This window comes from Streptomyces sp. TRM68416, from assembly GCF_014596915.1.
Classification (GTDB): Bacteria; Actinomycetota; Actinomycetes; order Streptomycetales; family Streptomycetaceae; genus Streptomyces.
Window position 1 is genome coordinate 142,031 of the sequence record NZ_JACVWU010000020.1, and the last position, 22,703, is coordinate 164,733.

Sequence of the window (22,703 nt, forward strand, 5' to 3'; positions counted from 1 at the left end):
AGTTCATCCCTGGGTCTTCTGGATGGCTTCTCGAAGCACCTGGCGGTCGTCGAAGGGACGCACCACCCCGGCGATGTCCTGGCCCTGCTCATGGCCCTTGCCCGCGACGAGCACGGTGTCGCCGGGCGCTGCCCGGGAGACGGCCGCGGCGATCGCGGCGGCCCGGTCCTCGAAGACCTGGACCTCGCCGCGCTCGTGCGCCGGCACGGACGCCGCGCCCTGGAGCATGGTGGCGAGGATCGCGAGGGGGTCCTCGGAGCGGGGGTTGTCGGAGGTCAGTACGGCGGTGTCGGCGAGGCGGGCCACGGCGGCGCCCATCGGCTCGCGTTTGGTGCGGTCCCGGTCGCCGCCGCAGCCGAGCACGACGTGCAGCCTGCCCTCGGTGACCTTGCGCAGCGCGCGCAGGACCGATTCCACGGCGTCCGTCTTGTGGGCGTAGTCCACGACCGCGAGGTAGTCCTGGCCCGCGTCCACCCGCTCGAGACGGCCCGGGACGCCCGGTACGGCGGCGATGCCGTCGGCGGCGGCCTGCGGGTCGAGGCCGGCGGCGGCGAGGGCGACGATCGCGGCGAGGGTGTTGGCGACGTTGAAGGGGCCGGCCAGCGGCGAACGGGCGCTGATCCGCTGCCCCTCGGGGCCGATGACGGTGAACGTCGAGTCCATCGGCCCGACCTGGACGCCCTCGGCCCGCCAGTCGGCGTCGGGGTGGCCCTCGGCGGAGAAGGTGACGACCGGGACCGTGGCCTCCTTGGTGAGCCTGCGGCCGTACTCGTCGTCGAGGTTGACCACGCCGAATCTGCTGCGCTCGGGCGTGAACAGCTGTGCCTTGGCCCGGAAGTAGTCCTCCATGTCGGAGTGGAACTCCATGTGTTCCGGGCTGAGGTTGGTGAAGACGGCGATGTCGAAGACGCAGCCGTCGACCCGGCCGAGCACCAGCGCGTGGCTGGAGACCTCCATGGCGACCGCCTCGACGGCGCGCTCGCGCATGACGGCGAACAGGGCCTGGAGGTCGGTGGCTTCGGGCGTGGTGCGCTCGGACTTGATGCGCTCGTCGCCGATGCGCATCTCGACCGTGCCGATCAGACCGGTGCTGCGCACCGGCTTCAGGCCGCCTTCGACGAGGTAGGCCGTCGTGGTCTTGCCGGAGGTGCCCGTGATGCCGATCTGGAGCAGGTCGCGGCCGGGGTGGCCGTAGATCGTGGCCGCCAGTTCGCCCATCCGTCCGCGCGGGTCCGCCACGACCAGGACCGGCAGGCCGGTCGCCGCGGCGCGCTCGGCGCCGGTCGGGTCGGTCAGTACGGCGACCGCGCCGAGGCCCGCGGCCTGGGTGACGAAGTCGGCTCCGTGCAGCCGGGCGCCGGGCAGGGCGGCGTAGAGGTCTCCGGGGCGGACGGCGCGCGAGTCATGGGTGATGCCCGTGACCTGCGCGTCGCTTTCCGGCCGTGCGGCACCCAGTTGGTCGGCGAGCTCCGCGAGGGGTGCGGCGGAGACGTGGACCGGCCTGGGCGGCCCGGGATATGTCACGGGTGCGCCCTTCTGAGTGGTTTGGGACTGATCAGCGTGTGGCACGGCGGTGAGCGTACCGGGCGTACCCGCCTGGGAGCGAAAAGAGGGCGGCGGGGTGCTCTGGTTCCCGGGATCGGGGGTGATCGTTGTCACGAGGTGGTTCCTGGCTGCTCGGTGCTGATCAGGGCTGGAAGGAGACCGGAAGGCTGGCGGCCTTGGCGCCGGTGGGCGGGACCTGGAGGGTCTTCAGGGCGAACTCCATGACCTGCTTGTAGACGGGGCCGCAGATCTGGCCGCCGAAGTAGCTGCCCTTCGTGGCGTTCTGGATGGCGCAGTACACGGTGACGCGCGGCTTGTCGGCGGGCGCGAACCCGGCGAACGACGAGGTGTAACCGCGGTACTTGCCGGTGGCCGGATCCACGCGGTTGGCCGTACCCGTCTTGCCCGCCACCCGGTAGCCGGGGATGCGCGCCTTGGTGCCGGTGCCCTCCCGGTCGTCCACGACCGACTCCAGCATCTGGGCGAGGGTCTTCGCCGTCCTGGCACTGACGACCCTTGTCCGCTCGGGCTTCGGGGCGGGGGTGAAGCGTCCGTCGGGTCCCTTCGTGCCGCGCACGAGGGTGGGTTCGATGCGTACGCCGCCGTTGGCGATCGTCGAGTAGACGGACGCCGCCTGCATCGCGTTGATCGACACGCCCTGGCCGAAAGGAATCGTGTACTGCTGCGAGGTCGACCACTGGTCCGGCGGCGCGAGGATGCCCTTGGTCTCGCCGGGGAAGCCGAGCCCGGTGTAGCTGCCGAGGCCGAACTTACGCAGGTAGGAGTAGAGGACCTGGTTGGCCTCCTGCTGGGTCTTGCCGAGCTGCCCGGTGGCCAGGATGGTGCCGATGTTGCTGGACTTGGCGAGCACGCCGTTGAGCGTCAGGTACCAGGTGGGGTGGTCGATGTCGTCCCGGAAGAGCCGGTCGCCGCGGTGCAGCCGGTTGGGCACGACGACGTGGGTGCCGGGCGTGGCCGCGCCCTCCTCCAGGACCGCGGCCATCGACATGACCTTGGCCGTCGAGCCGGGCTCGTAGGCGTCCTCCAGACTCCAGTTGTGCAGGGAGTTCCCGTCCGCCTTGGAGAGGTCGTTGGGGTCGAAGCCGGGCGAGTTGGCCATGGCGAGGATCTCGCCGGTCCTGGTGTCCTGCACGATCACATAGCCGCGGTCGGCCTTGGACTTGCGCACCTGCTCGCTGATCGCGTCCTGCGCCGCCCACTGGATGTCGCGGTCGAGGGTGAGCTCGACGTCGCTGCCGGGCACGGCGGGCGTCTCGGTGGAGCCGGCCGTGGGCACCTGGCGGCCGCCGGACTGGGCGTAGCGGATCTTGCCGTCCTGGCCGGCCAGCTCCTCCTCCAGCTGCCGCTCGATGCCGCCGCCGCCCTTGCCGTCGTAGTTGACCCAGCCCAGTATCCCGGCGGCGAGGTCGCCGTTCGGGTACACGCGCTTGCTGCTGGCGACCGCGAAGACACCGGCGAGGACGTTGACCGTGCTCGGGTCGGTCCTGGCCTTGGTGGCGAGCGCGGACTTCAGGTCCTTGATCTGCCGCCAGACCTGCGGGGTCTGGCGGCGGGAGAGCAGGACGTACTGCCCCTTCGCCTTGAGCTTCTCGGTGAGGACGGCCTGCTCCTGGCCGAGGATCGGCGCGAGCAGGGCGGCGGCCTGCTCGGGCCCGTCGCCGGCCTTGAGCGCCTTGCGCGTGAACATCGTGGGGTCGGCGGTGATGTCGTACGCGTCGACGCTGGTCGCGAGGGCCACGCCGTTGCGGTCGGTGATGCCGCCGCGCTCGGCGGCCAGGGTGTAGACGACGTACCGGTTCTTCTCCGCCTTGGCGGCGTAGGTGCTCGCGTCGACGGCCTGCACCTGGAGCAGGCGTACGGCGAAGGCGACGAGCACCAGGGTCAGCGCGAGGCTGATCATGCGCAGCCGGGGGCGGGGGCTGCCCAGCCGGAGGGCCTGGGGGGCCGCGGGGCGGGGCGGTGCCGGGCGGCGGGCCGGGCGGGCGCCGGGGCCCGGGGTGCGGCGGCCGCCGGGGCGGGCGGGCCGTGCGGGTCCTGGCACCCGGCGGCGCGGCGGTTCCCTGTCGGACACTTCCGTCACCTGCCGGGGGTCGTGGTCGGGGTCGGGGTCGGGGTCGTGGGACCGGGCGGGCCCGTGGGACCGGGCGGATCCGTGGGACCGGGCGGGCCCGCGGGGCCCGCGGGGCTCTCCGGGATCTCCGGGGTCTCCGGGCTGTCCGGGCTCTGCGGACTCGGCGGGGCTGTCGTGGGCGGGGGCGCGAACGCCTCCGGCGCCAGGACGAGGGGGTGGTCCACAGAGGTCTGGCGGGCGTTCGCGGGCGCCGGGGCGGGGACGCCCTTGACGGTGCCGTCCAGGTCGAGGAAGGCGGGGTCCCCGCCGGGCACCATGCCGAGTTCGCGGGCACGGCGCTGGAGGGCGTCGGGGGCGGAGTAGGCGTCGACGTCCCGCTGGAGGGCCTGTTCCTCGTCGGTGAGGCTCTTGGTCTCCTTCTGGAGGTCGTCGAGACGGAACGCCCCTTCGCTGAGGGCCGAGTTCAGCACGAGGAGCCCGATGAGGCCGCCGCCGAGGAGGAGGACGACGAGCAGGACGAAAGGCGTACGGGCCGCCTGCCCGGGACCCGCCGGGAGGAGACGCGCCAGCCGGGCCGCCCTCCCCTTCAGTTCGGGTTTCCTGCTCACGCGCCCCTCCAGTGAGTTCGGCTTCCCAACTCACTCACGCCCGTCACTCGATGTCCTCCCTGATGCGCTGGGCCCCGCGCAGTCGCGCCGGTGCCGCCCGCCGGTTCTCGGCGACCTCTTCCTCGGTGGGAAGTTCGGCACCACGGGTGAGCAGCTTGAGCCGCGGCTGGTACTGCTCGGGCACGACCGGCAGTCCGGGCGGCGCGGTGGTGGCGGCGCCCGCCGCGAACACCTGCTTCACCAGCCGGTCCTCCAGCGAGTGGTACGACAGCACGGCGATGCGCCCGCCGACGTCCAGCGCCTTCACGGCGGCCGGGATCGCCCGCTCCAGGACGGACAGTTCGCCGTTGACCTCGATGCGCAGGGCCTGGAAGGTGCGCTTGGCCGGGTTGCCGCCGGTGCGCTTGGCGGCCTGCGGCAGCGCGTCCCGGATCAGCTCAACGAGCCGCGCACTGTTGCTGAACGGCTCCTTCTCGCGCTCGCGCACGACGGCGGCCACGATCCGCTTGGCCTGCTTCTCCTCGCCGTACGACCGCAGGATCCGCACGAGTTCGCCCGCCGGGTAGGTGTTGAGGACCTCGGCGGCACTGATGCCGGTCGTCTGGTCCATGCGCATGTCCAGCGGGGCGTCCTGGGCGTAGGCGAAGCCCCGGTCGGCCTCGTCGAGCTGCATGGAGGAGACGCCGAGGTCGAACAGGACGCCCTGCACGCGCGCGATGCCGAGCCGATCGAGGACGTCCGGGAGCTCGTCGTAGACCGCGTGGACCAGGGTCGCGCGCTCACCGAAGGGCGCGAGCCGCTCGCCGGACAGCCGCAGGGCCTCCTTGTCGCGGTCGAGGGCGACGAGCCGGGCCTCGGGGAACTGCCGGAGCAGCGCCTCGCTGTGGCCGCCGAGGCCGAGGGTGCAGTCGACGACGACCGCTCCGGGGGCCTGGAGGGCGGGGGCCAACATGTCCAGACACCGCTGGAGCATCACCGGGACATGTCGACTCTGGCTCAAGGGGCCCTCTCAGGTCCGGCGAGGAGTACGCACCGCCGGGTCCCCCACCCTCTCGTGAAGGGGAGGCCTGCCGGCGCCGGAAGCGTCAGCCGGCCGGGAGCGGAAGGGAGGCCGAGCCGTGCGTACGCGCCGCGCACGCGGGGAGATCGCCGGCAGGTGTGCCGGGTCCTACGGAAGTTCAGTCCAGCAGGGAGGCCTCGCCTCCCGCTTCGCGTCACTTTAGTCCACCCTGTCTCGCGGTCAATCAACCGGCCTGCGCGGCGCGGCCCGCGCCGGGCCCGAAGCCGCGAGGCGGGATGAATCACTCGTACGGCGGCACTCGCGCCACCCTTGTGGGTTAGCTCACAACAAGGCTCAATGACGTTCTTTGTCCCCTCTCACAGCGGGCCCGGATCGAGGGTGACCAGTAACGTCATGGGTATGACGACTTCTGCATCGGTTCCCGCAGGTCCCCAAGGCGCCATAGCCGGCGGCGGCACGGTCACCGACCGTCTGGTCGAGGCGAACGAGCGCTACGCCTCCGCGTTCACCGATCCCGGAATGGACGCCCGCCCCGTTCTGAACGTCGCGATCGTGGCCTGCATGGACGCCCGTCTCGACCTGCACAAGGCGCTCGGCCTGCAGCTCGGCGACTGTCACACCATCCGTAACGCGGGCGGTGTCGTCACCGACGACGTGATCCGCTCCCTGACGATCAGCCAGCGGGCGCTCGGCACCCGCAGCGTGGTCCTCATCCACCACACCGGATGCGGCCTGGAGAGTCTCACCGAGGAGTTCCGGCACGAGCTGGAGATGGAGGTCGGCCAGCGCCCCGCCTGGGCCGTGGAGGCCTTCCGGGACGTCGACCAGGATGTGCGGCAGTCCATGCAGCGCGTGCGGACCTCGCCGTTCCTGGTGCACACCGACGACGTGCGCGGCTTCGTCTTCGACGTGCAGACCGGGCTCCTGCGCGAGATCGACCCTGCGTAACCTCGCGCCGAAGCTGTCGTTTCGCTGTTGATTTCCTGCTGGACGGTGCCCAGAAGACAGTAAACCCCGACATATCGCCGCCGGTTGTCCACAGGCGAGTGACACGAATCGGTAACGGCAGCAAGAATGCGGGGGTGGCGTCACGCGGAACCTTTCACGCGTGGTGTCCGTGTTCCAGGGGAGGGCCGGTCCGCAACGCAGAGCGTCGGCCCGGCAAGGACGGGCCGAGGAGGGCCGGGTGACGACCTATGACGATCGAGCGAGCCTCACTGATCTGACCGCCACTGTGGAGCGTGTCCGCAGTTCGGTGGAGGGAGTGATCGAGGGCAAGCCCGAGGTCGTACGGCTCTCATTGACCGTGCTGCTCGCCGAGGGGCATCTTCTGATCGAGGATGTCCCCGGCGTGGGCAAGACGATGCTGGCCAAGGCGCTGGCACGGTCGATCGACTGTTCGGTGCGGCGTATCCAGTTCACCCCCGACCTGCTGCCCTCGGACATCACCGGCGTGTCCATCTGGGACCAGCAGCGCCGGGACTTCGAGTTCAAGCCGGGCGCGATCTTCGCGCAGATCGTGATCGGCGACGAGATCAACCGCGCCTCGCCCAAGACCCAGTCGGCGCTGCTGGAGTCCATGGAGGAGCGGCAGGTCACCATCGACGGGCAGACCTACGAGCTGCCCAGCCCCTTCATGGTGGTGGCCACGCAGAACCCGGTGGAGATGGAGGGCACCTACCCGCTGCCCGAGGCCCAGCGCGACCGCTTCATGGCCCGGGTCTCCATCGGCTACCCCAGCGCGGACGCCGAGCTGCAGATGCTCGACATCCACGGCGGGGTGAACCCGCTGGACGACCTCCAGCCGGTGGCCCACGCGCACGAGATCGTGAAGCTGATCGACGCCGTCCGCGGTGTCCACGTCGCCGACGCGGTCCGGCGGTACGCCGTGGACCTCGTCGCCGCCACGCGCACCCACCCCGACCTCCGACTCGGCGCCTCCCCGCGCGCGACGCTGCACCTGCTGCGCGCCGCCAAGGCGGCCGCCGCCCTCGGCGGGCGGGACTACGCGCTGCCGGACGACGTGCAGGCCCTCGCCGTGGCCGTCCTGGCCCACCGGCTGCTGCCCACCGCCCAGGCCCAGCTCAACCGGCGCACCTCGGAGCAGGTCGTGCAGGAGATCCTCCAGCGCACTCCGGTGCCCCAGCAGCAGGGCGGTGCCGGCGTCGGCCACGGCACGCAGGCGTACGGCCAGCAGCCGCCGCGGAGGCTGTGATGGCCTCCGCCGCGGGGCCGGGCCTGCCGGAGGCCGACCGGGGCGGGCAGGGCGGCGTGCGCACCGCGCTGTCCGGTCTGACCACCCGCGGCCGCTCCTTCCTGGCCGCGGGCATCGCCGCCGCCGTGTGCGCGTACGTCCTCGGGGAGAGCGATCTGCTCCGGGTCGGTCTGCTCCTGGCGGTCCTGCCGCTGGTGTGCGCGGCCGTGCTCTACCGCACGCGCTACCGCGTCGCCGGCAGCCGCCGCCTCTCCCCCGCGCGCGTGCCCGCCGGCAGCGAGGCCCGGGTGCACCTGCGGATGGACAACGTCTCGCGGCTGCCCACCGGCCTGCTCATGCTCCAGGACCGGGTCCCCTACGTCCTCGGCCCGCGCCCCCGCTTCGTGCTCGACCGCGTCGAGGCGGGCGGACGCCGCGAGGTCTCCTACCGGGTCCGCTCCGACCTGCGCGGCCGCTATCCGCTGGGCCCCCTCCAGCTCCGCCTGAGCGATCCGTTCGGCATGTGCGAACTGACCCGCTCCTTCTCCACGTACGACACCCTCACGGTGATCCCGCGCGTGGAGCCGCTGCCGCCGGTCCGGCTGACCGGCGAGGCCAAGGGGTACGGCGACGGACGGCTGCGCGCGCTCGCGCTGGCCGGCGAGGACGACGTCATCCCGCGCGGCTACCGCTACGGCGACGACCTGCGCCGCGTGCACTGGCGGTCCACCGCCCGCTACGGCGAGCTGATGGTGCGCCGGGAGGAGCAGCCGCAGCGCGCCCACTGCACGGTGCTCCTGGACACCCGGGGACTGGCCTTCCGGGGCGCGGGCCCGGACTCGGCCTTCGAATGGGCCGTGTCGGGCGCCGCCTCGGCGCTCGTGCACATGCTGGAGCGGGGCTTCTCCGTGCGCCTGCTGACGGACACCGGCAGCTCGGTGCCCGGCGAGGGGGCCGACGGTTTCGCCGGTACCGGCCAGGAGTCGGCGGACGCGGCCGGCCTGATGATGGACACCCTCGCGGTGATCGACCACTCCGACGGCACGGGCCTGTCCCGGGCCTACGACGTGCTGCGCGGCGGGAACGAGGGGCTGCTCGTCGCCTTCTTCGGCGACCTCGACGAGGAGCAGGCCACGGTGGCCGCCAAGATGCGCCAGCGCAGCGGGGGCGCGGTCGCCTTCGTGCTGGACAGCGAGACCTGGGGCCGGGAACCGACCGATGTGGCCCGGCCGTTGGACAGGAGCGGGGAGCGGCTGCGCATGCTGCGCGAGGCCGGCTGGACGGCCGTGAGCGTGCCGCGGGGCGCTTCCCTGACCGAGCTGTGGCGCCAGGCGGACCGTGAGCGCACGGGCGTCGTCGCCGCGAGTCGTGGGGAGGGACCGGCATGAGCGGGCGGGCACGACTGGCGCTGTGCGCCTGGGTGGCCACGCTGGCGGCGGCCTGCGCCCTGCTCCCCCTCGTCGACGAGCCCACCTGGCTCTTCCAGGCGGCTCTGATGCTGGCGGTGCAATCGGGTGTGGGCATGGCCGCGCGGCGGGTGCCGCTGGCCCGGGCGCTGACCGTCGGGGCGCAGGCCCTGGTCACGCTGGTGCTGCTGACCCTGGCCTTCGCCCGGGAGCAGGCACTCTTCGGGCTGCTGCCGGGACCGCAGGCGTTCACGCACTTCGCCGACCTGCTCCAGGCCGGCACCGACGACGTGGGGCGGTACGCGATACCGGCGCCGGTGTCCGACGGCATCCGGCTGATGCTCGTCGGCGGTGTCCTGGTGATCGGTCTCGCCGTGGACACCCTCGCGGTCACCTTCCGCAGCGCGGCCCCGGCCGGGCTGCCGCTGCTCGCGCTGTACTCCGTCGCCGCGGGGCTGTCCGACGGCGGCGCCGACTGGCTGTGGTTCCTGGTCGCGGCGTCCGGCTATCTGATGCTGCTGCTGGCCGAGGGCCGGGACCGGCTCTCGCAGTGGGGACGCGTCTTCGGCGGCGCCCCGCGCACGCCGGCCGGCGAACCGAGCGGCGCGGTGGCCCCCGTGCGCGCCGGACGGCGCATCGGCGTGGTCGCGCTGGGCATCGCCCTGGTGGTGCCGCTCGGCCTGCCCGCGATGAACGGCGGCCTGCTGGACGCGGCCGGCGCCGGAGTGGGCGACGGGTCCGGGAGCGGCGGCACGATCTCCGCCGTGAACCCGCTGGTGTCGCTGCGCGACAGCCTGAACGTGGACGAGGACCGCGAGGTCCTGACCCTGCGCACCACCACCGACAACCTGTCCGACATGTATCTGCGGATCGTGTCCCTGGACGACTTCGACGGCACCACCTGGAAGCCGTCCAAGCGGAAGATCACCGCGGTGCCGGAGGAGTTCCCCACCCCCATGGGTCTGGGCCCCGACATCAAGCGCACCGAGATCGAGACCCGTGTCTCGGCCGCGAACTGGTACGCCCAGGACTGGCTGCCCATGCCGTACCCGCCGAGCGGCGTGGACGTGGAGGGCAACTGGCGGTACGAGCCGCTGGGCATGACGCTGGTCGGCGATCACGGCCAGAACACCCGCGGCGCGACCTACACGGTGCGCAGCCTCGACCTCCAGCCCACGGCGGAACAGCTCGCCTCGGCGCCGGAGCCGTCGGCGGCCCTGAAGCGCGAGTTCACCAAGCTGCCGTCGTCGCTGCCCAAGGAGGTGGCCGACACCGCGCGCCAGGTCACCGACGGCGCGACGAGCCACTACGAGCAGGCGGTCAAGCTCCAGGAGTACCTCGCCGTCACCGGCGGCTTCCAGTACGACACCCAGGTGCAGGTCGGCAGCGGGTCGAAGGCGATCGCCCGGTTCCTGCGGGACAAGCAGGGCTTCTGCGTCCACTTCTCCTTCGCCATGGCGTCCATGGCCCGCTCACTGGGCATACCGGCCCGGGTGGCGGTGGGCTTCGCGCCCGGTACCCCGCAGGGGGACCGGATGGTGTCGGTGGGGCTGAGGGACGCCCACGCCTGGCCCGAGCTGTACTTCGAGGGCGTCGGCTGGACCCGCTTCGAGCCGACCCCGACCCGGGGTTCGGTCCCCGAGTACACCCAGACGGATTCGTCCGGCAGCACCCTGCCGGATACAACCCGGCCGTCCCAGACGTCGAGTGCCGCGCCCTCGGACGAGCCGTCGGCGAGCGACAGCTGCCCGGCCGGGCAGAAGCCGGAACTGTGTGCGAGCGAGTCCCCGCAGGCGGTGGTGGTCCCGAACGACCAGGGCCCCAAGTGGTACGTCGCCCTTTCCTGGGCCCTGGGCGGCCTGGCCGTCCTGCTGGTGCCCCTGGCGCCGCTGCTGTGGCGGACGCGGACCCGGGCGGTACGGCTGGGCGCGCACGGCCGCGGTGAGGCGGACGTGGCCGCGCACACGCTGGCTGTCTGGCAGGAGCTGACGGACACGGCCTGGGACTTCGGCATCGCCCCGGACGAGTCGCAGACGCCGCGCAAGGCGGCGGCGCGGATCGTGCGGCTCGGGCATCTCGATCCGACGGCCGCGGCCGCGGTGCACCGGGTGGCCGACGCCGTGGAGCAGGTTCTCTACGCTCCGCGGCCGCGCCCGACGGCCGGTCTCGCGGAGGACGTGCGCCGGGTGGCCGCCGCGCTGCAGGGCACGGTCAGCCGCGGCACGCGGCTGCGGGCACTGTTCGCGCCCCGCTCGTCCGTCCGTGTGGTGTGGGCGGCCTCGGCCTGGTGGGACGGCGTCAAGGCGCGGGTCTCCGCGGGACGCCCGACGTTCGGCAAGCCGTCCCGGCAGCAGGGCTGAGGCGAACGCGGGAACGAGGACGCGAGCACAGACCGGCCCGGGCGGGTACCCGCCCGGGCCGAGGTCTTCCTGCCGTCAACGGACTTCCTGCTTTCGACGATCTCCATGCCCCTCGACTCGACGGCCTTCATGGCCGACTGTCCGCATGGCCGACTGTCCTACGGCGTGCAAGCCTGCGGGCAGGCGGGCGCGCCTGAAGGCACGCGTGAGGGGGTGACCACCTTGCTGGTGCTGGTGGTCACCCCCTCACGTCTGTCTGTGCGGGAGCTGCGGCTCTTCGAGCTAATGGCCCTGCTCGTCGCGGCGCCGCTGCCAGCGCTGCTCGATGCGGTCCATCATGGAGCGCTTGGGTCGACTCTGACGGTCGGCCTGCTGGCCACCAGCGGGCTGCTCGCCCGGCTTGGGGGCCTTGCGCCAGCCGGTCACGGCGAGTACCGCGCAGCCCAGCATGACGAGGAAGCCCACCACGCTGAGCCAGACCTGCTGGGCGACCATTCCAGCCATGAGGAGCGCGATACCCACGAGGAAGCCCGCGACTGCCTGGTAGACCCGTCGCCGGGTGTACGTGCGCAGCCCGCTTCCCTCAAGCGCTGTCGCGAACTTGGGATCTTCGGCGTACAGCGCTCGCTCCATCTGCTCGAGCATGCGCTGCTCGTGCTCCGAGAGCGGCACGGAGTCCTCCTCATCGTGCAGTCGCCGGGGCGACCCGGGGGGTCCCTTCAGGATAGGCAGGGAATCGCCCCCGTGAAACCCGCCCCTCTACGCCAATTGGCCAACCGGGATCCGCCATGGGCGGTCCGGCCCGCTGAGGTCTGCATTCCCCAGCAGCCGACCCGTCATGCCGGGCGGTCTCCCTCGATCATACGGCGCTGAGCGCCCGATCGGGGGGCCTGTGGCGTACTCCATGTGCAGCCAAGTCCCTGATCAGCGGTGCATCACAGGAGGCGGCTCAGGCCTCGGCGGCCCCTTGCGTCTCTCCGAGCACATGAAGCTGTGTGGCAACGGAGTGGAAGGCGGGGAGTTCGGCCGCCGCTTCCTCCAGCTTGAGCAGCGCCTCCAGGGCCCCGGGCTCGGTGTCCACCAGGACGCCGGGGACCAGGTCGGCGAAGACGCGGACGCCGTGCACGGCGCCGACCGTGAGGCCCGCGCCCTTCACCAGTGCGGTGAGCTGCTCGGCGGTGAAGCGGTGCGGCACGGGGTCACCCTCGCCCCAGCGGCCGTTCGGGTCGTCGAGGGCCTGCTTCGCCTCCTTGAAGTGCCCGGCGAGGGCGCGGGCGAGCACGGCACCGCCGAGACCGGCGGCGAGCAGGCTGAGGACGCCCTCGGAGCGCAGGGCCGCCACCGCGTTGCGGACGCCTTCGGCCGGGTCGTCCACGTACTCCAGGACGCCGTGGCACAGCACCGCGTCGTAGCCGCCGCGCTCGACCACGTCGAACAGGCCGTGGGCGTCGCCCTGGACGCCCGTCACCCGGTCGGCGACACCGGCCTCGGCGGCGCGGCGCTCCAGCGCGAACAGCGCGTTGGGGCTGGGGTCGACCACGGTGACGCGGTGGCCCAGGCGGGCGAGGGGCACGGCGAAGTTGCCGCTGCCGCCACCGGTGTCGAGGACGTCCAGCGCCTCGCGGCCGGTGGCCTTGGCCCGGCGGTCCAGGGCGTCCTGGAGGACTTCCCAGACCACCGCGGTACGGAGGGAGGCGCGGGGGCGGGAGGGGTCGGAGCGAAGCGGCGTCGGGTGAGGGTGGCGGTGGGCGACGGGCGGGCGCATCGGGTCCGACACGGCAGTTGACTCCTCGGCGCGGCACCGCCGCGTGCGACGGCGGAGCGAACGGGCTGCCGCCCGGTCCGGGGTACCGGAGCTGAGCGGCTTCAGGCGTGTCCCACCCTATTGCCTCCGGTCCCGTACCTGGTCATGGCGCCCGGGGTCAGCCGACGTCCGGGAAATCGCGTCCCGGGTCCTCCCCCTCCGGCCGGTCGGTGTCCTGGCGCTGCTGGGGCAGGACCGGCTGGAGCACCAGCATCCGCTCCACCAGGCGCAGGAACATCGCCACGTCGCGCATCAGGTCGTCGGCGTCCCGGCGGGTGGCCGCGCCCTGGATACCGGCCTCGGCCCGGGCGCGGCGCCGGGCCCCGGCAGCGAACAGCGCGCTCCACTCGGCGAGCTCGGGCGCTATTTCGGGGAGCACTTCCCAGGCGCTCCTGATGCGGGCCCGGCGTCGGGGTGTGGTCTCGGGGCGCCCGCGCGCGGCGAGCACGGCGGCGGCGGTGCGCAGGGCGGCGAGGTGGGCCGTCGCATAGCGCTCGTTGGGTGTCTCCAGGACGGCGGCCTCGTCCAGTCCGGCGCGGGCCTGGGCGAGCAGGTCGAGGGCGGCGGGCGGGGCCGTGGTCCGGCGCAGCACGGGGTGCACGTCGCTCGCCGGGCCGGTCAGTGAGGGGGCAGGGCCGGTGGCGCGGCGCCGGTGGGCGGCGGCTGCGTGGTAGCTGGCCATGACGAACCTCCTGTCGTCTGTGTGACGGCACGGGTGCCGTATGTGCCCATCGTGCGGTATGGCACTGACAATCCGTTCTGACCTGGGCTTTTGCTTCGATCGAAGGTTCGGGCTAGTTTTTGCACTGACCAGTCAGTTCAAAAACAGGGGATGGGGTAGCCGTGACCGGAGTCGGTGTCACGGCCCGGGGTCTCGGGCTCGAAGGGCCTCGCGGATGGGCGTTCCGCGGGGTTTCCTTCGAGGCCGGGCCGGGCTCGCTGATCGCGGTGGAGGGGGCGTCCGGGTCCGGGCGTACGTGCCTGCTGCTCGCGCTGACCGGGCGGATGAGGCCCACCGAGGGCCTGGCCGCCGTGGGCGGGGCCGCGCTGCCCAAGCACATGGGGGCGGTGCGGCGCCTCAGCGGCCTCGCGCACGTCCCGGGTGTGACCGACCTCGACCCCGCCCTCACCGTCGCCGAGCACCTGCACGAACGGGCGCTGCTCCAGCGGCGCTTCGGCGGTTCGCTGCGGGGCCTGCTGCGGCCACGTGCCGAGCGGGTGGCCGAGGAGCGGCTGCGCGTCGACGCGGCGCTGGAGGCGGCGGGGCTGGACCGCGACGCCCTGCCCAAGGGCTCCCGCACGGCGGTGCGTGATCTGGAGCGGGTGGAGGCGCTGCGGCTCTCCGTGGCCCTGGCCCTGATCGGCCGGCCGCGGCTGCTCGGTGTCGACGACACCGATCTCAAGCTCGCCGATGCCGAACGGGCCGAGGTCTGGGCGCTGCTGAGGTCGGTCGCCGAGGCCGGAACGACGGTCATGGCGGTGTGCAGCGAGGCTCCGGAGGACGCCGTGGTGGTTTCCACCGCGTCGGAGGGGGTGACGACGGATGCGCTCACCGAGGCTGGCCGCGCTTGAGATCCGGCGCTTCGGCCGCGGGAAGCTGCCGCGCGCCGCGCTGGTCGCGCTGCTCGTGCTGCCGCTGCTGTACGGCGCCCTGTACCTGTGGTCGTTCTGGGACCCGTACAGCCGTCTGGACCGGATCCCCGTGGCGCTCGTGAACGACGACAGGGGCACGACCGCCGACGGGAAGAGGCTCGCGGCGGGCGACGACATCGTGGCGGGGCTGCGCGAGAGCGAGGTCTTCGACTGGCACGAGGTGAGTGCCGCCGAGGCACGCGCGGGCGTGGAGGACGGCCGGTACTACCTGTCGCTGACCATGCCGGCCGACTTCAGCGAGCGGATCGCCTCCAGTTCGGGGGACTCCCCCGAGACGGGCGCGCTCCAGGTGCGCACCAACGACGCCAACAACTACATCGTCGGGCAGATCTCGCGGACGGTCTTCGGCGAGGTGCGCGAGGCCGCGTCCACGAAGGCGTCGCGGTCGTTCCTGGACCGGATCTTCATCTCGTTCTCCGACATCCACGGCGCGACGGTCAAGGCGGCCAAGGGAGCCGACGACCTGGAGAGCGGCATCGGCACGGCGGAGCAGGGCTCGCGGGACCTCGCCGACGGGCTGAAGGACGCCAAGGCCGGCAGCGGCAAGCTGGCCACGGGCCTCAAGAAGCTCGACAAGGGCGCCGGAGACCTGGAGAACGGCTCCCGGAAGGTCGCGGAGGGCACGCGGAAGCTCGCGGACAAGGTCAACGCCACCGCCGGGAAGGTCGGCCCGTTCCTGAAGGACAACGAGAAGGCCATCGGGGACACCGCCCAGCTGGTCGCCGACGGTTCCGCGGCGGTCCGCGACAACCTCGACGCCCTGGTGAAGCGGGCGCCGACCGCGGCCGAGGACGCCCGGAAGGCCTCCGACGACCTGAACGACGTCTACGCGGCCCGCTGCGAGGACGCCCTGCCGCCGGACGCCGCCTGCTCCGACCTGAAGACCGCCAAGGAGGCGGCCGCGGACGTGGCCGGCATCGCCGACGACGTCAACACGCTGATCGCGGACCAGGACGGCGGCCTCGACGAACTCGACCGGCACCTGGCCACCCTGCAGAAGCAGGCACAGGCCCTCGCCGACCGCGCGCCGCACCTGTCCGAGGACCTCGACGACGCCGTCACCAAGATCAACGACCTGAACGAGGGGGCCGCGAAGGTCGCCGCCGGCGCGAAGTCGCTGCACAGCGGGCTCGGCACGGCCAAGACCGGCGCCAAGAACCTCGACAAGGGCGTCGGCGACCTCAAGGTGGGCGCCACGGACCTCAAGGACGGCCTGTACAAGCTCGTCGACGGCTCCGGGGAGCTCTCCGACGGGCTGCACGACGGCGCGGAGCAGATCCCGGACTACGACAAGCGGGACCGCGACGAGCGCACCGAGGTGATGGCGGACCCGGTCCGGCTCGTCTCGCAGGACCTGCACAAGGCGCCCAACTACGGCACCGGTTTCGCCCCGTACTTCATCCCGCTGTCCCTGTGGGTGGGCGCGATGGTGGCGTACATGCTGATCGCGCCGATGAACCGGCGCGCGCTCGCGGCGGGCGCCTCTGCGTGGCGGATCGCGCTGGCGGGCTGGCTGCCGGTGGTGGTGATCGGCGTGCTCCAGACGACGGCCCTGATGGCGGTGCTGCACTGGGCGGTCGGGCTGCAGATGGCCCGCGCGGCCGGCACCGTGGGCTTCCTGTTCCTGGTCACGGCGTGCTTCGCGGCGATCGTTCAGTGGCTGAACGCGCGCTTCGGACCGGCCGGCCGCATCCTCGTCCTGGCCCTGCTGATGCTCCAGCTCACGTCCGCGGGCGGCACGTACCCCGTCCAGACCAGTCCGGGCTTCTTCAACGCGCTGCACCCGTTCCTGCCGATGAGCTACGTCGTGGAGGCTCTCAGGCGGCTCATCACGGGCGGGGGTCTGACTCCGGTGTGGCACGCGTGCGTGGTGCTCGTCGCGTTCACCGTGGGCGCCCTGGCGCTGACCGCGCTGTCCGCCCGCCGCCGGCAGGTGTGGACGCTCGACCGGCTGCACCCGGAGCTGAGCCTGTGAGCGCGCGCGGGACAATCATGGTCATGGACAGCAGCAGTGCCGCGTCGGGCGGCAGAACGCGCCGTGAGGCCACCCGGCAGAAGCTCTACGAGGCGGCCGTCACGCTCATCGCCGAGCAGGGCTTCTCCGCCACCACGGTGGACGAGATCGCCGAGCGGGCCGGGGTCGCGAAGGGCACGGTCTACTACAACTTCGCGAGCAAGTCCGTGCTCTTCGAGGAGCTGCTGCGGCACGGGGTGGGCCTGCTGACCGCCTCCTTGAGGGATGCGGCCGAGCGCACCGCCCGGGAGGGCGGCAGCAAGGTGGACGCCCTGGACGCGATGATCCGCGCGGGGCTCGGCTTCATCGCCGCCTACCCGTCCTTCACCCAGCTCTACGTCGCCGAGCTGTGGCGCACCAACCGGGCCTGGCAGTCCACGCTCATGGTGGTCCGGCAGGACGTGGTCGCCGTCGTGGAGGGCGTGCTGCTCGACGGCGTGTCGAACGGCGAGTTCAGCGAGGAGATCGACATCCCGCTGACCGCGGCCGCCCTGGTCGGCATGGTCCTGGTGGCCGCCCTGGACTGGCAGTCCTTCCAGCCGGAACGCTCCCTGGACGACGTCCACGCGGCGCTGTCGCGGCTGTTGCAGGGGCGGGTGACCGGCCGGGGTTAGGCACGCCAGAGCGCGCCGGACACGCAAAAGCGCCGGTCCGTCGGTGGCCACGTCCCCCGCGTGCCACCGCGAACCGGCGCTTTCGCCGTACTCCCCCGTTCCCCCGTTGGTCCCCCGTGCGGTCGTTCCCCCGGGTTCCCCCGTGCCTCGCTTCCGCCGACGCGCGGGCCGACGGAAGGAGCGGATCCGGGGCCGCTCCGTTCCGGCGCCCCGTGTCGCCGGTGCCGGAGCCGGGCCCCTTTTCCGTGTCTCCACTGTGTCGTTCGCGCAGGTCGGCCCCCATCCGTGCGCGTACTCATCTCCGTGACTAGGTACGCGTACTCAGACCTGTGTGCTCATCCCCAGGCCGTGCCCCTGCCCGTCTGGCTACGATCACCTCCGTGTCCGTACTCCCTTTGATCTTCACCAGCGGCTGGGCCAGCGGCATCAACGCCTACGCGGTGGTGCTGCTGCTCGGCGTCTTCGGCGCGACCGGGCTGAGCGACGAGGTGCCCGAGGCGTTGCAGCGCCCCGAGGTGCTGATCGTGGCCGGCGCGCTGTTCCTCTGCGAGGCCGTGGCCGACAAGGTGCCCTACGTCGACTCCCTGTGGGACGCGGCACACACCGTGGTCCGCCCGGTCTGCGGCGCCTGGGTGGGCGCGCTGCTCGCGGGGCAGAGCGGGTCGCTCAACGACCTCGCCGCCGGTCTCGTCGGCGGTTCCACGGCGCTGGTCAGTCACCTGATCAAGGCGGGGACGCGCATGGCGGTCAACACCTCGCCGGAGCCCATGAGCAATGTGGTCGTGAGCCTGGCCGAGGACCTCGGGGTCGCCGGCCTGGTCACGTTCGCGATCTTCAACCCGGAGGCGGCGGCGATCATCGCCGGGGTGCTGCTGCTGGCCGGTCTCGCGCTGCTGTTCTTCCTGGCCTCGCGGATCCGGCGGTTCCTGCGGCGCCGGGCCCAGCGACGCGAGGAGCGCCGGCTCACCGCGCACGTCGGGGGGCCGCCGGGCGGGCCTCCGGCGCCGTGACTGTCAGTGGCGGCGGATAAAGTCCCTGGCATGGCACGGATTGCGGTGATCGGCGCCGGGATGGGCGCGATGGCGACCGCTGCCCGGCTGGCCGTCGCGGGCCACCGGGTGGCGGTGTACGAGCGGACGGCGACGTACGGCGGGGCGGTGCGCCGCTTCGAGCGCGACGGCTTCTCCTTCGACACCGGACCCGGCCTGCTGCCGCTGCCCGCCGTCTGGCGGGACCTGTTCGTCAAGACCGGCAAGGAGCCGCTGGAGGACCTCGTCGACCTGGTCCAGGTCGACCCGTCCTCGCGGCACGTCTTCGCGGACGGCACCGAGGTCCGGCTGCCGAACGCCTCGCGCGCGGGGGTCGTCGCGGCCCTGGACGAGGCGCTCGGAGCGGGCGCGGGCGCCCGCTGGGGCGACTTCCTGGTGCGGGCCCGCGAGGCCTGGGACCGCAGCCGCAGACCGCTCCTGGAGGAGCCGCTGTGGCCGAACTGGTCGGTGCTGGCCGAGCGCGAGCCCTACCCGGCCGTCCCGCACAAGCGTCTGCTGCGCACCCGCCGCGCGGGCACGCTCGCCGAGGTCGGCGCCTGGGAGCTGCGCGACCCGCGGCTGGCCGCGCTGCTGGACAGCCACGCGCTCGGGTACGGCCTGGATCCCGGCGCCGCACCGGCGAGCGCGGCCGTCCTGCCATACATGGAGTTCGCGTTCGGGACCTGGTACGTGCGGGGCGGCATCAGGGAGTTGGCGCGTGCCGTGTACGAGCGGTGCGTGGCGCGAAGGGTCGAGTTCCACTTCGGCGCCGAGGTGACCGGCGTGCTGGAGAAGGACGGCCGGGCGGCGGGGGTGGAGCTCGCGGGCGGGACGGCGGCCGAGGCGGACTTCGTCGTCGGTTCCGGGCCGTGGCGTCTGGACGATCTGGTGCGCGGCCGGGAGCTGTACGGCGACGAGGACGTCGAGCCCGGACCGGAGGGCATGGCCATGGGCCGGGTCGTGGTCTGCCTGGCGCTGCGCGGTGCGCGCGAGGCGGGTGCCGCGCACCGGACGGTGGTGCACGCCCCGGACCGGCAGGCCGAGATCGACGCGTTCGGGCTCGGTGAGCCGCCGGTGCGGCCGACGGTCCGGGTCGACCGCCCGGACGACCCGGCCCTGCGCCCCGACGAGGGGCACGAGTCCGTGGTCCTCACGGCGACGGTTCCCTCACAGACGCGGTACGACTGGACGGCGTCCGGCGCGGCCGATGCCTTCGCGGACCGGATGACCGAGGCGGCCGAGCGCGCGATACCGGGGCTGCGCGAGCGGGTGCTGTGGCGCGAGGTCCGGACGCCGGTGCACACCTACGAGGAGACGGGCGCCGAGGGCGGCGGGGTGCCCGTACCGGCGCTGGCCGCGGCCGACGGGGCCTTCCTGCTCCCGTCGAACAGCACCCGTGTCCCAGGTCTGTACGCCGTCGGCGGCTGGTCGCACCCCGGTGGCGGGCTCCCTCACGCGGGCATGTCCGGCGCCCTGGTCGCCGGGCTGATCGTGGAGGGGCCGGACTTCCGGGGCTCCCAGTGAGCACCGGCCCCCGTCAGAAGCGGTACTGCTCGCCGTAGCCGCTGCCCTGCTGCCCCTGGCCGCCCTGGTACGGATAGGGCTGCTCCGGCGGGAGTTCGCCGCCGTAGGGGTCCTCGGTGCTGCGCTGCTGCGGGACCCACACACCGTCGGGCGGGGTCTCGCCGGGGTAGGTGCCGGTGGCGTACTGGTCCTGGCCGTAGTCCTGCTGGCCGTACTGCTGCCCGTAGCCGGTGTCGTACCCGGCGCCGCCGTAGGTCTGGGGGCCGATGTACGGGTCGGAGTAGGCGGCGTACTGCTGCTGGCCGGAGGTGTCGTAGCCGTACTGCTGCTGGTCGTAGCCGGTGTAGCCGTCGTAGCCGTAGGACTGGTCGGCGCCCTGGGCGGCCGTCGCGTACTGGTCCTGCGGTTGGGCCGCGGCGTAGGACGGGTCGGCGGCGGGGTACGCGGAGGTGTCGTATATGCCGTAGGAGCCGGTGTCGTCCGGCATGGGCTGCGGCTCGTACACCGCGGTGGTCTGGGCCGCCGTGTCGGGGCGGGGCGTGGGCGTGAACACGTCGTCGCGGTCGTAGTCGTCGTCCCGGCCGTAGGCGGAGGCGTCGGGGGCGTACCCCTGGTCCTGGCCGTATGCCTGGTCGTCGCCGTAGGCGCCGTCGGCCGCCTGGAGGTCGGAGACCTCCAGGGTGGGCTCCTGGCGGTCCCGCCCGCCGCGGCGCCGCAGGGCGCTCAGGGCCGGCGCGTTCACCGCCCAGCCGGCGGCGAAGCCGCGGCGGAAGGACAGGGTGACGTAGGTCTGGCCGACCGCGAAGCCGCTTGCGCCCAGGCCGATGACGATGGGTGACGTGATCAGCACGCCGAGCACCACGACGAGGAAACCGACGAAGGCGACCAGCCGCCAGCGCAGACGCGCCTTGTACTGCAGCAGCACCTCGGCCAACAGCCACAGCGCGACGAAACCGAACGCGATGTAGAGGACCGTCATCAAGCCCATGTACGCCCCTCTCCCAATGACCGTTACGCAGTGTGTCGTACAGCGGTGCGGCCGGTCTAGGCCTGCGGCGGGTGGTGCAGGCCCAGGTTCTCGTAGATCTCCAGGGTCGCCGTGGAGTTGTTGAGCGTGATGAAGTGCAGACCGGGCACTCCCTCGGCCAGCAGCCGGGCGCAGAACTCCGTGGCGAACTCGATGCCAATGGAGCGTACAGCGGCCGGATCGTCTTGCGCTGTGAGGATCCGCTCTTTCAGGGAGTCGGGGAAGGCGGCGTTGGTGAGGGAGGGCACCCGCGCGAGGGTCTTCACGCTGGCGATCGGCATGATCTCGGGAATGATCGGGGTCTCGCAGCCGGCGGCCGCGACCCGGTCGCGCAGGCGCAGGTAGTCCTCGGGCTGGAAGAACATCTGCGTGATGGCGTAGTCCGCGCCGGCCCGGCACTTGTCGACGAAGTGCCGGACGTCGGTCTCCCACTCGGCGGAGCGCGGGTGCATCGCGGGGAAGGCCGCGACCCCGACGCAGAAGTCGCCGGACGCCTTGATCAGCTCGACGAGTTCGGCGGCGTAGGTGAGGCCCTGCGGGTGCGGCACCCAGTCGCCCATGGGGTCGCCGGGCGGGTCGCCGCGCAGCGCCAGCATGTTGCGGATCCCGGCGTCGGCGTACTGGCCGATGATGTTGCGCAGGTCGGCCACCGAGTGGTCGACCGCGGTGAGGTGGGCGATCGGCGTGAGCGTGGTGTCGGAGGCGATGGCCTCGGTCGCCTTGACCGTGCCGGCGCGGGTGGAGCCGCCCGCGCCGTAGGTCACGGAGACGAAGTCGGGTGCCACGGCCTCGACCCTGCGCAGCGCGTTCCAGAGGTTCCGCTCGCCCTTCGGGGTCTTCGGGGCGTAGAACTCGAACGAATACGTCGTCTTGCCGGTCGCGAGCATGTCGCGAACGGTAGGGGCGTGGTCCGACCTGGTGGATGCGGTGCCGAGGGCCATACCCGCAGGTTAGCCAGGGGTCGGCGGTCCCCCAACCGGATGACGGAAATTTGCCCGATTTGTCGCGCTGTTGTCCAGTCCGTGGACAGACGGCGATTTTCGGGGCCCTCCGGGACCTCCTCCCGTCCGGTCCGTGGACGCCCGGTGGGCGGATGTCCCGCGGTGGCCCTACACCTCCCGCAGCCGCTTCGCGAACTCCGCCGCCGCGGCGCCCGGGTCGTCCGCCTCCGTGATCGCCCGGACCACCACGACCCGGCGGGCGCCCGCCTCGATCACCTCGTCGAGATTGCCCAGGTCGATGCCGCCGATGGCGAACCAGGGGCGGCCGGTGCCCAGGCCCGCGGTGTACCGGACCAGGTCGAGGCCGGGGGCGTGGCGGCCGGGCTTGGTCGGGGTGGGCCAGCAGGGGCCGGTGCAGAAGTAGTCCACGCCCTCCTGGACGGCGGCCGCGGCGGCCTCGGACCCGGCGTGCGTGGAGCGGCCGATCAGGACCTCGTCGCCGAGGATCGCGCGGGCGGCGGGGACCGGGAGGTCGCCCTGGCCGAGGTGCAGGACGTCGGCCCCGGCGGCGTGGGCGACGTCCGCCCGGTCGTTGACCGCGAGCAGCTTGCCGTGGCGGGCGCAGGCCTCGGCGAAGACCTTCAGGTGCTCCAGCTCCTCGGCGGCCTCCATGCCCTTGTCGCGCAGCTGCACGATGTCGACCCCGCCCGACAGGGCCGCGTCCAGGAACTCGGCGAGGTCGCCCTGGCGCCTGCGGGCGTCGGTGCAGAGGTAGAGCCGGGCGTCGGAGAACCGGGCTCGTGCGGTCGCGGGCATACGTGTCCCCCCGTTGTCGGTGCGTACGGGCCGCGGGCGCCCCGCGACCCGTACAC

19 protein-coding genes are annotated in these 22,703 nt (G+C 72.8%); 9 read left to right on the forward strand and 10 right to left on the reverse strand.

Features of this window, described 5'->3' with window-relative positions; translation table 11 throughout:
• Positions 1 to 3 precede the first annotated feature (3 nt).
• From ICC28_RS28960 to rsmH, 4 genes are all read right to left on the reverse strand, one after another.
• Complete coding sequence (locus ICC28_RS28960; RefSeq protein WP_188291690.1) at positions 4 to 1,524, reverse strand: UDP-N-acetylmuramoyl-L-alanyl-D-glutamate--2,6-diaminopimelate ligase; 1,521 nt, start codon at positions 1,522 to 1,524, stop codon at positions 4 to 6.
• Between the two features lie 163 nt (positions 1,525 to 1,687).
• Complete coding sequence (locus ICC28_RS28965) at positions 1,688 to 3,637, reverse strand: penicillin-binding protein 2 (protein WP_317454116.1); 1,950 nt, start codon at positions 3,635 to 3,637, stop codon at positions 1,688 to 1,690.
• 5 nt (positions 3,638 to 3,642) lie between these two features.
• On the reverse strand, positions 3,643 to 4,245 hold the full coding sequence (locus ICC28_RS28970; protein WP_317454117.1) for a septum formation initiator family protein: 603 nt from the start codon (positions 4,243 to 4,245) through the stop codon (positions 3,643 to 3,645).
• Between the two features lie 43 nt (positions 4,246 to 4,288).
• Positions 4,289 to 5,245, reverse strand: coding sequence for a 16S rRNA (cytosine(1402)-N(4))-methyltransferase RsmH (gene rsmH, locus ICC28_RS28975; RefSeq protein WP_188291692.1), 957 nt, complete (start codon positions 5,243 to 5,245; stop codon positions 4,289 to 4,291).
• Between the two features lie 420 nt (positions 5,246 to 5,665).
• On the opposite strand from rsmH, the gene ICC28_RS28980 reads away from it, so the two are divergent.
• The 4 genes from ICC28_RS28980 to ICC28_RS28995 all read left to right on the forward strand — a co-directional run bounded on the left by ICC28_RS28980 (position 5,666) and on the right by ICC28_RS28995 (position 11,226).
• Positions 5,666 to 6,214 (forward strand): beta-class carbonic anhydrase, encoded by a 549-nt coding sequence (locus ICC28_RS28980; protein WP_188291693.1) that lies wholly within the window; start codon positions 5,666 to 5,668, stop codon positions 6,212 to 6,214.
• A 238-nt stretch (positions 6,215 to 6,452) separates the two neighbouring features.
• Entirely contained in the window at positions 6,453 to 7,481 is a 1,029-nt protein-coding gene (locus ICC28_RS28985) for an AAA family ATPase (RefSeq protein WP_188291694.1), read from the forward strand.
• Positions 7,481 to 8,848 carry a DUF58 domain-containing protein gene (locus tag ICC28_RS28990; protein WP_188291695.1) on the forward strand — a complete coding sequence of 456 codons (1,368 nt, stop codon included), beginning with the start codon at positions 7,481 to 7,483 and terminating at the stop codon, positions 8,846 to 8,848. The genes ICC28_RS28985 and ICC28_RS28990 overlap by 1 nt, the downstream gene beginning before the upstream one ends.
• On the forward strand, positions 8,845 to 11,226 hold the full coding sequence (locus ICC28_RS28995) for a DUF3488 and DUF4129 domain-containing transglutaminase family protein (protein ID WP_188291696.1): 2,382 nt from the start codon (positions 8,845 to 8,847) through the stop codon (positions 11,224 to 11,226). The genes ICC28_RS28990 and ICC28_RS28995 overlap by 4 nt, the downstream gene beginning before the upstream one ends.
• A gap of 282 nt (positions 11,227 to 11,508) precedes the next feature.
• Here ICC28_RS28995 and ICC28_RS29000 read toward each other — a convergent pair whose 3' ends face one another.
• From ICC28_RS29000 to ICC28_RS29010, 3 genes are all read right to left on the reverse strand, one after another.
• Positions 11,509 to 11,898: a DUF3040 domain-containing protein gene (locus tag ICC28_RS29000; protein ID WP_188291697.1), complete on the reverse strand. Its 390-nt coding sequence runs from the start codon at positions 11,896 to 11,898 to the stop codon at positions 11,509 to 11,511.
• A gap of 277 nt (positions 11,899 to 12,175) precedes the next feature.
• Positions 12,176 to 13,003 carry a class I SAM-dependent methyltransferase gene (locus ICC28_RS29005; RefSeq protein ID WP_188291698.1) on the reverse strand — a complete coding sequence of 276 codons (828 nt, stop codon included), beginning with the start codon at positions 13,001 to 13,003 and terminating at the stop codon, positions 12,176 to 12,178.
• Positions 13,004 to 13,148: 145 nt separating this feature from the next.
• Positions 13,149 to 13,712: an SAV_6107 family HEPN domain-containing protein gene (locus ICC28_RS29010; RefSeq protein WP_188291699.1), complete on the reverse strand. Its 564-nt coding sequence runs from the start codon at positions 13,710 to 13,712 to the stop codon at positions 13,149 to 13,151.
• A 161-nt stretch (positions 13,713 to 13,873) separates the two neighbouring features.
• On the opposite strand from ICC28_RS29010, the gene ICC28_RS29015 reads away from it, so the two are divergent.
• The 5 genes from ICC28_RS29015 to ICC28_RS29035 all read left to right on the forward strand — a co-directional run bounded on the left by ICC28_RS29015 (position 13,874) and on the right by ICC28_RS29035 (position 19,863).
• Positions 13,874 to 14,602 carry an ATP-binding cassette domain-containing protein gene (locus ICC28_RS29015; protein WP_188291700.1) on the forward strand — a complete coding sequence of 243 codons (729 nt, stop codon included), beginning with the start codon at positions 13,874 to 13,876 and terminating at the stop codon, positions 14,600 to 14,602.
• On the forward strand, positions 14,574 to 16,658 hold the full coding sequence (locus ICC28_RS29020; RefSeq protein WP_188291701.1) for a YhgE/Pip family protein: 2,085 nt from the start codon (positions 14,574 to 14,576) through the stop codon (positions 16,656 to 16,658). Before ICC28_RS29015 ends, ICC28_RS29020 begins: the two co-directional genes overlap by 29 nt.
• Before the next feature lie 23 nt (positions 16,659 to 16,681).
• Positions 16,682 to 17,311: a TetR/AcrR family transcriptional regulator gene (locus tag ICC28_RS29025; RefSeq protein ID WP_188291702.1), complete on the forward strand. Its 630-nt coding sequence runs from the start codon at positions 16,682 to 16,684 to the stop codon at positions 17,309 to 17,311.
• A gap of 380 nt (positions 17,312 to 17,691) precedes the next feature.
• Positions 17,692 to 18,321 carry a DUF4126 domain-containing protein gene (locus ICC28_RS29030; RefSeq protein ID WP_188291703.1) on the forward strand — a complete coding sequence of 210 codons (630 nt, stop codon included), beginning with the start codon at positions 17,692 to 17,694 and terminating at the stop codon, positions 18,319 to 18,321.
• A 30-nt stretch (positions 18,322 to 18,351) separates the two neighbouring features.
• The gene (locus tag ICC28_RS29035; RefSeq protein WP_188291704.1) at positions 18,352 to 19,863 is read left to right on the forward strand and encodes a phytoene desaturase family protein; all 1,512 of its coding nucleotides are present in this window, start codon (positions 18,352 to 18,354) and stop codon (positions 19,861 to 19,863) included.
• Positions 19,864 to 19,876: 13 nt separating this feature from the next.
• Here ICC28_RS29035 and ICC28_RS29040 read toward each other — a convergent pair whose 3' ends face one another.
• The 3 genes from ICC28_RS29040 to thiE all read right to left on the reverse strand — a co-directional run bounded on the left by ICC28_RS29040 (position 19,877) and on the right by thiE (position 22,647).
• On the reverse strand, positions 19,877 to 20,851 hold the full coding sequence (locus ICC28_RS29040; protein ID WP_188291705.1) for a hypothetical protein: 975 nt from the start codon (positions 20,849 to 20,851) through the stop codon (positions 19,877 to 19,879).
• 56 nt (positions 20,852 to 20,907) lie between these two features.
• Complete coding sequence (metF, locus tag ICC28_RS29045; protein ID WP_188291706.1) at positions 20,908 to 21,831, reverse strand: methylenetetrahydrofolate reductase [NAD(P)H]; 924 nt, start codon at positions 21,829 to 21,831, stop codon at positions 20,908 to 20,910.
• A gap of 168 nt (positions 21,832 to 21,999) precedes the next feature.
• Positions 22,000 to 22,647, reverse strand: coding sequence for a thiamine phosphate synthase (gene thiE / locus ICC28_RS29050; protein WP_188291707.1), 648 nt, complete (start codon positions 22,645 to 22,647; stop codon positions 22,000 to 22,002).
• Between the last annotated feature and the right edge of the window lie 56 nt (positions 22,648 to 22,703).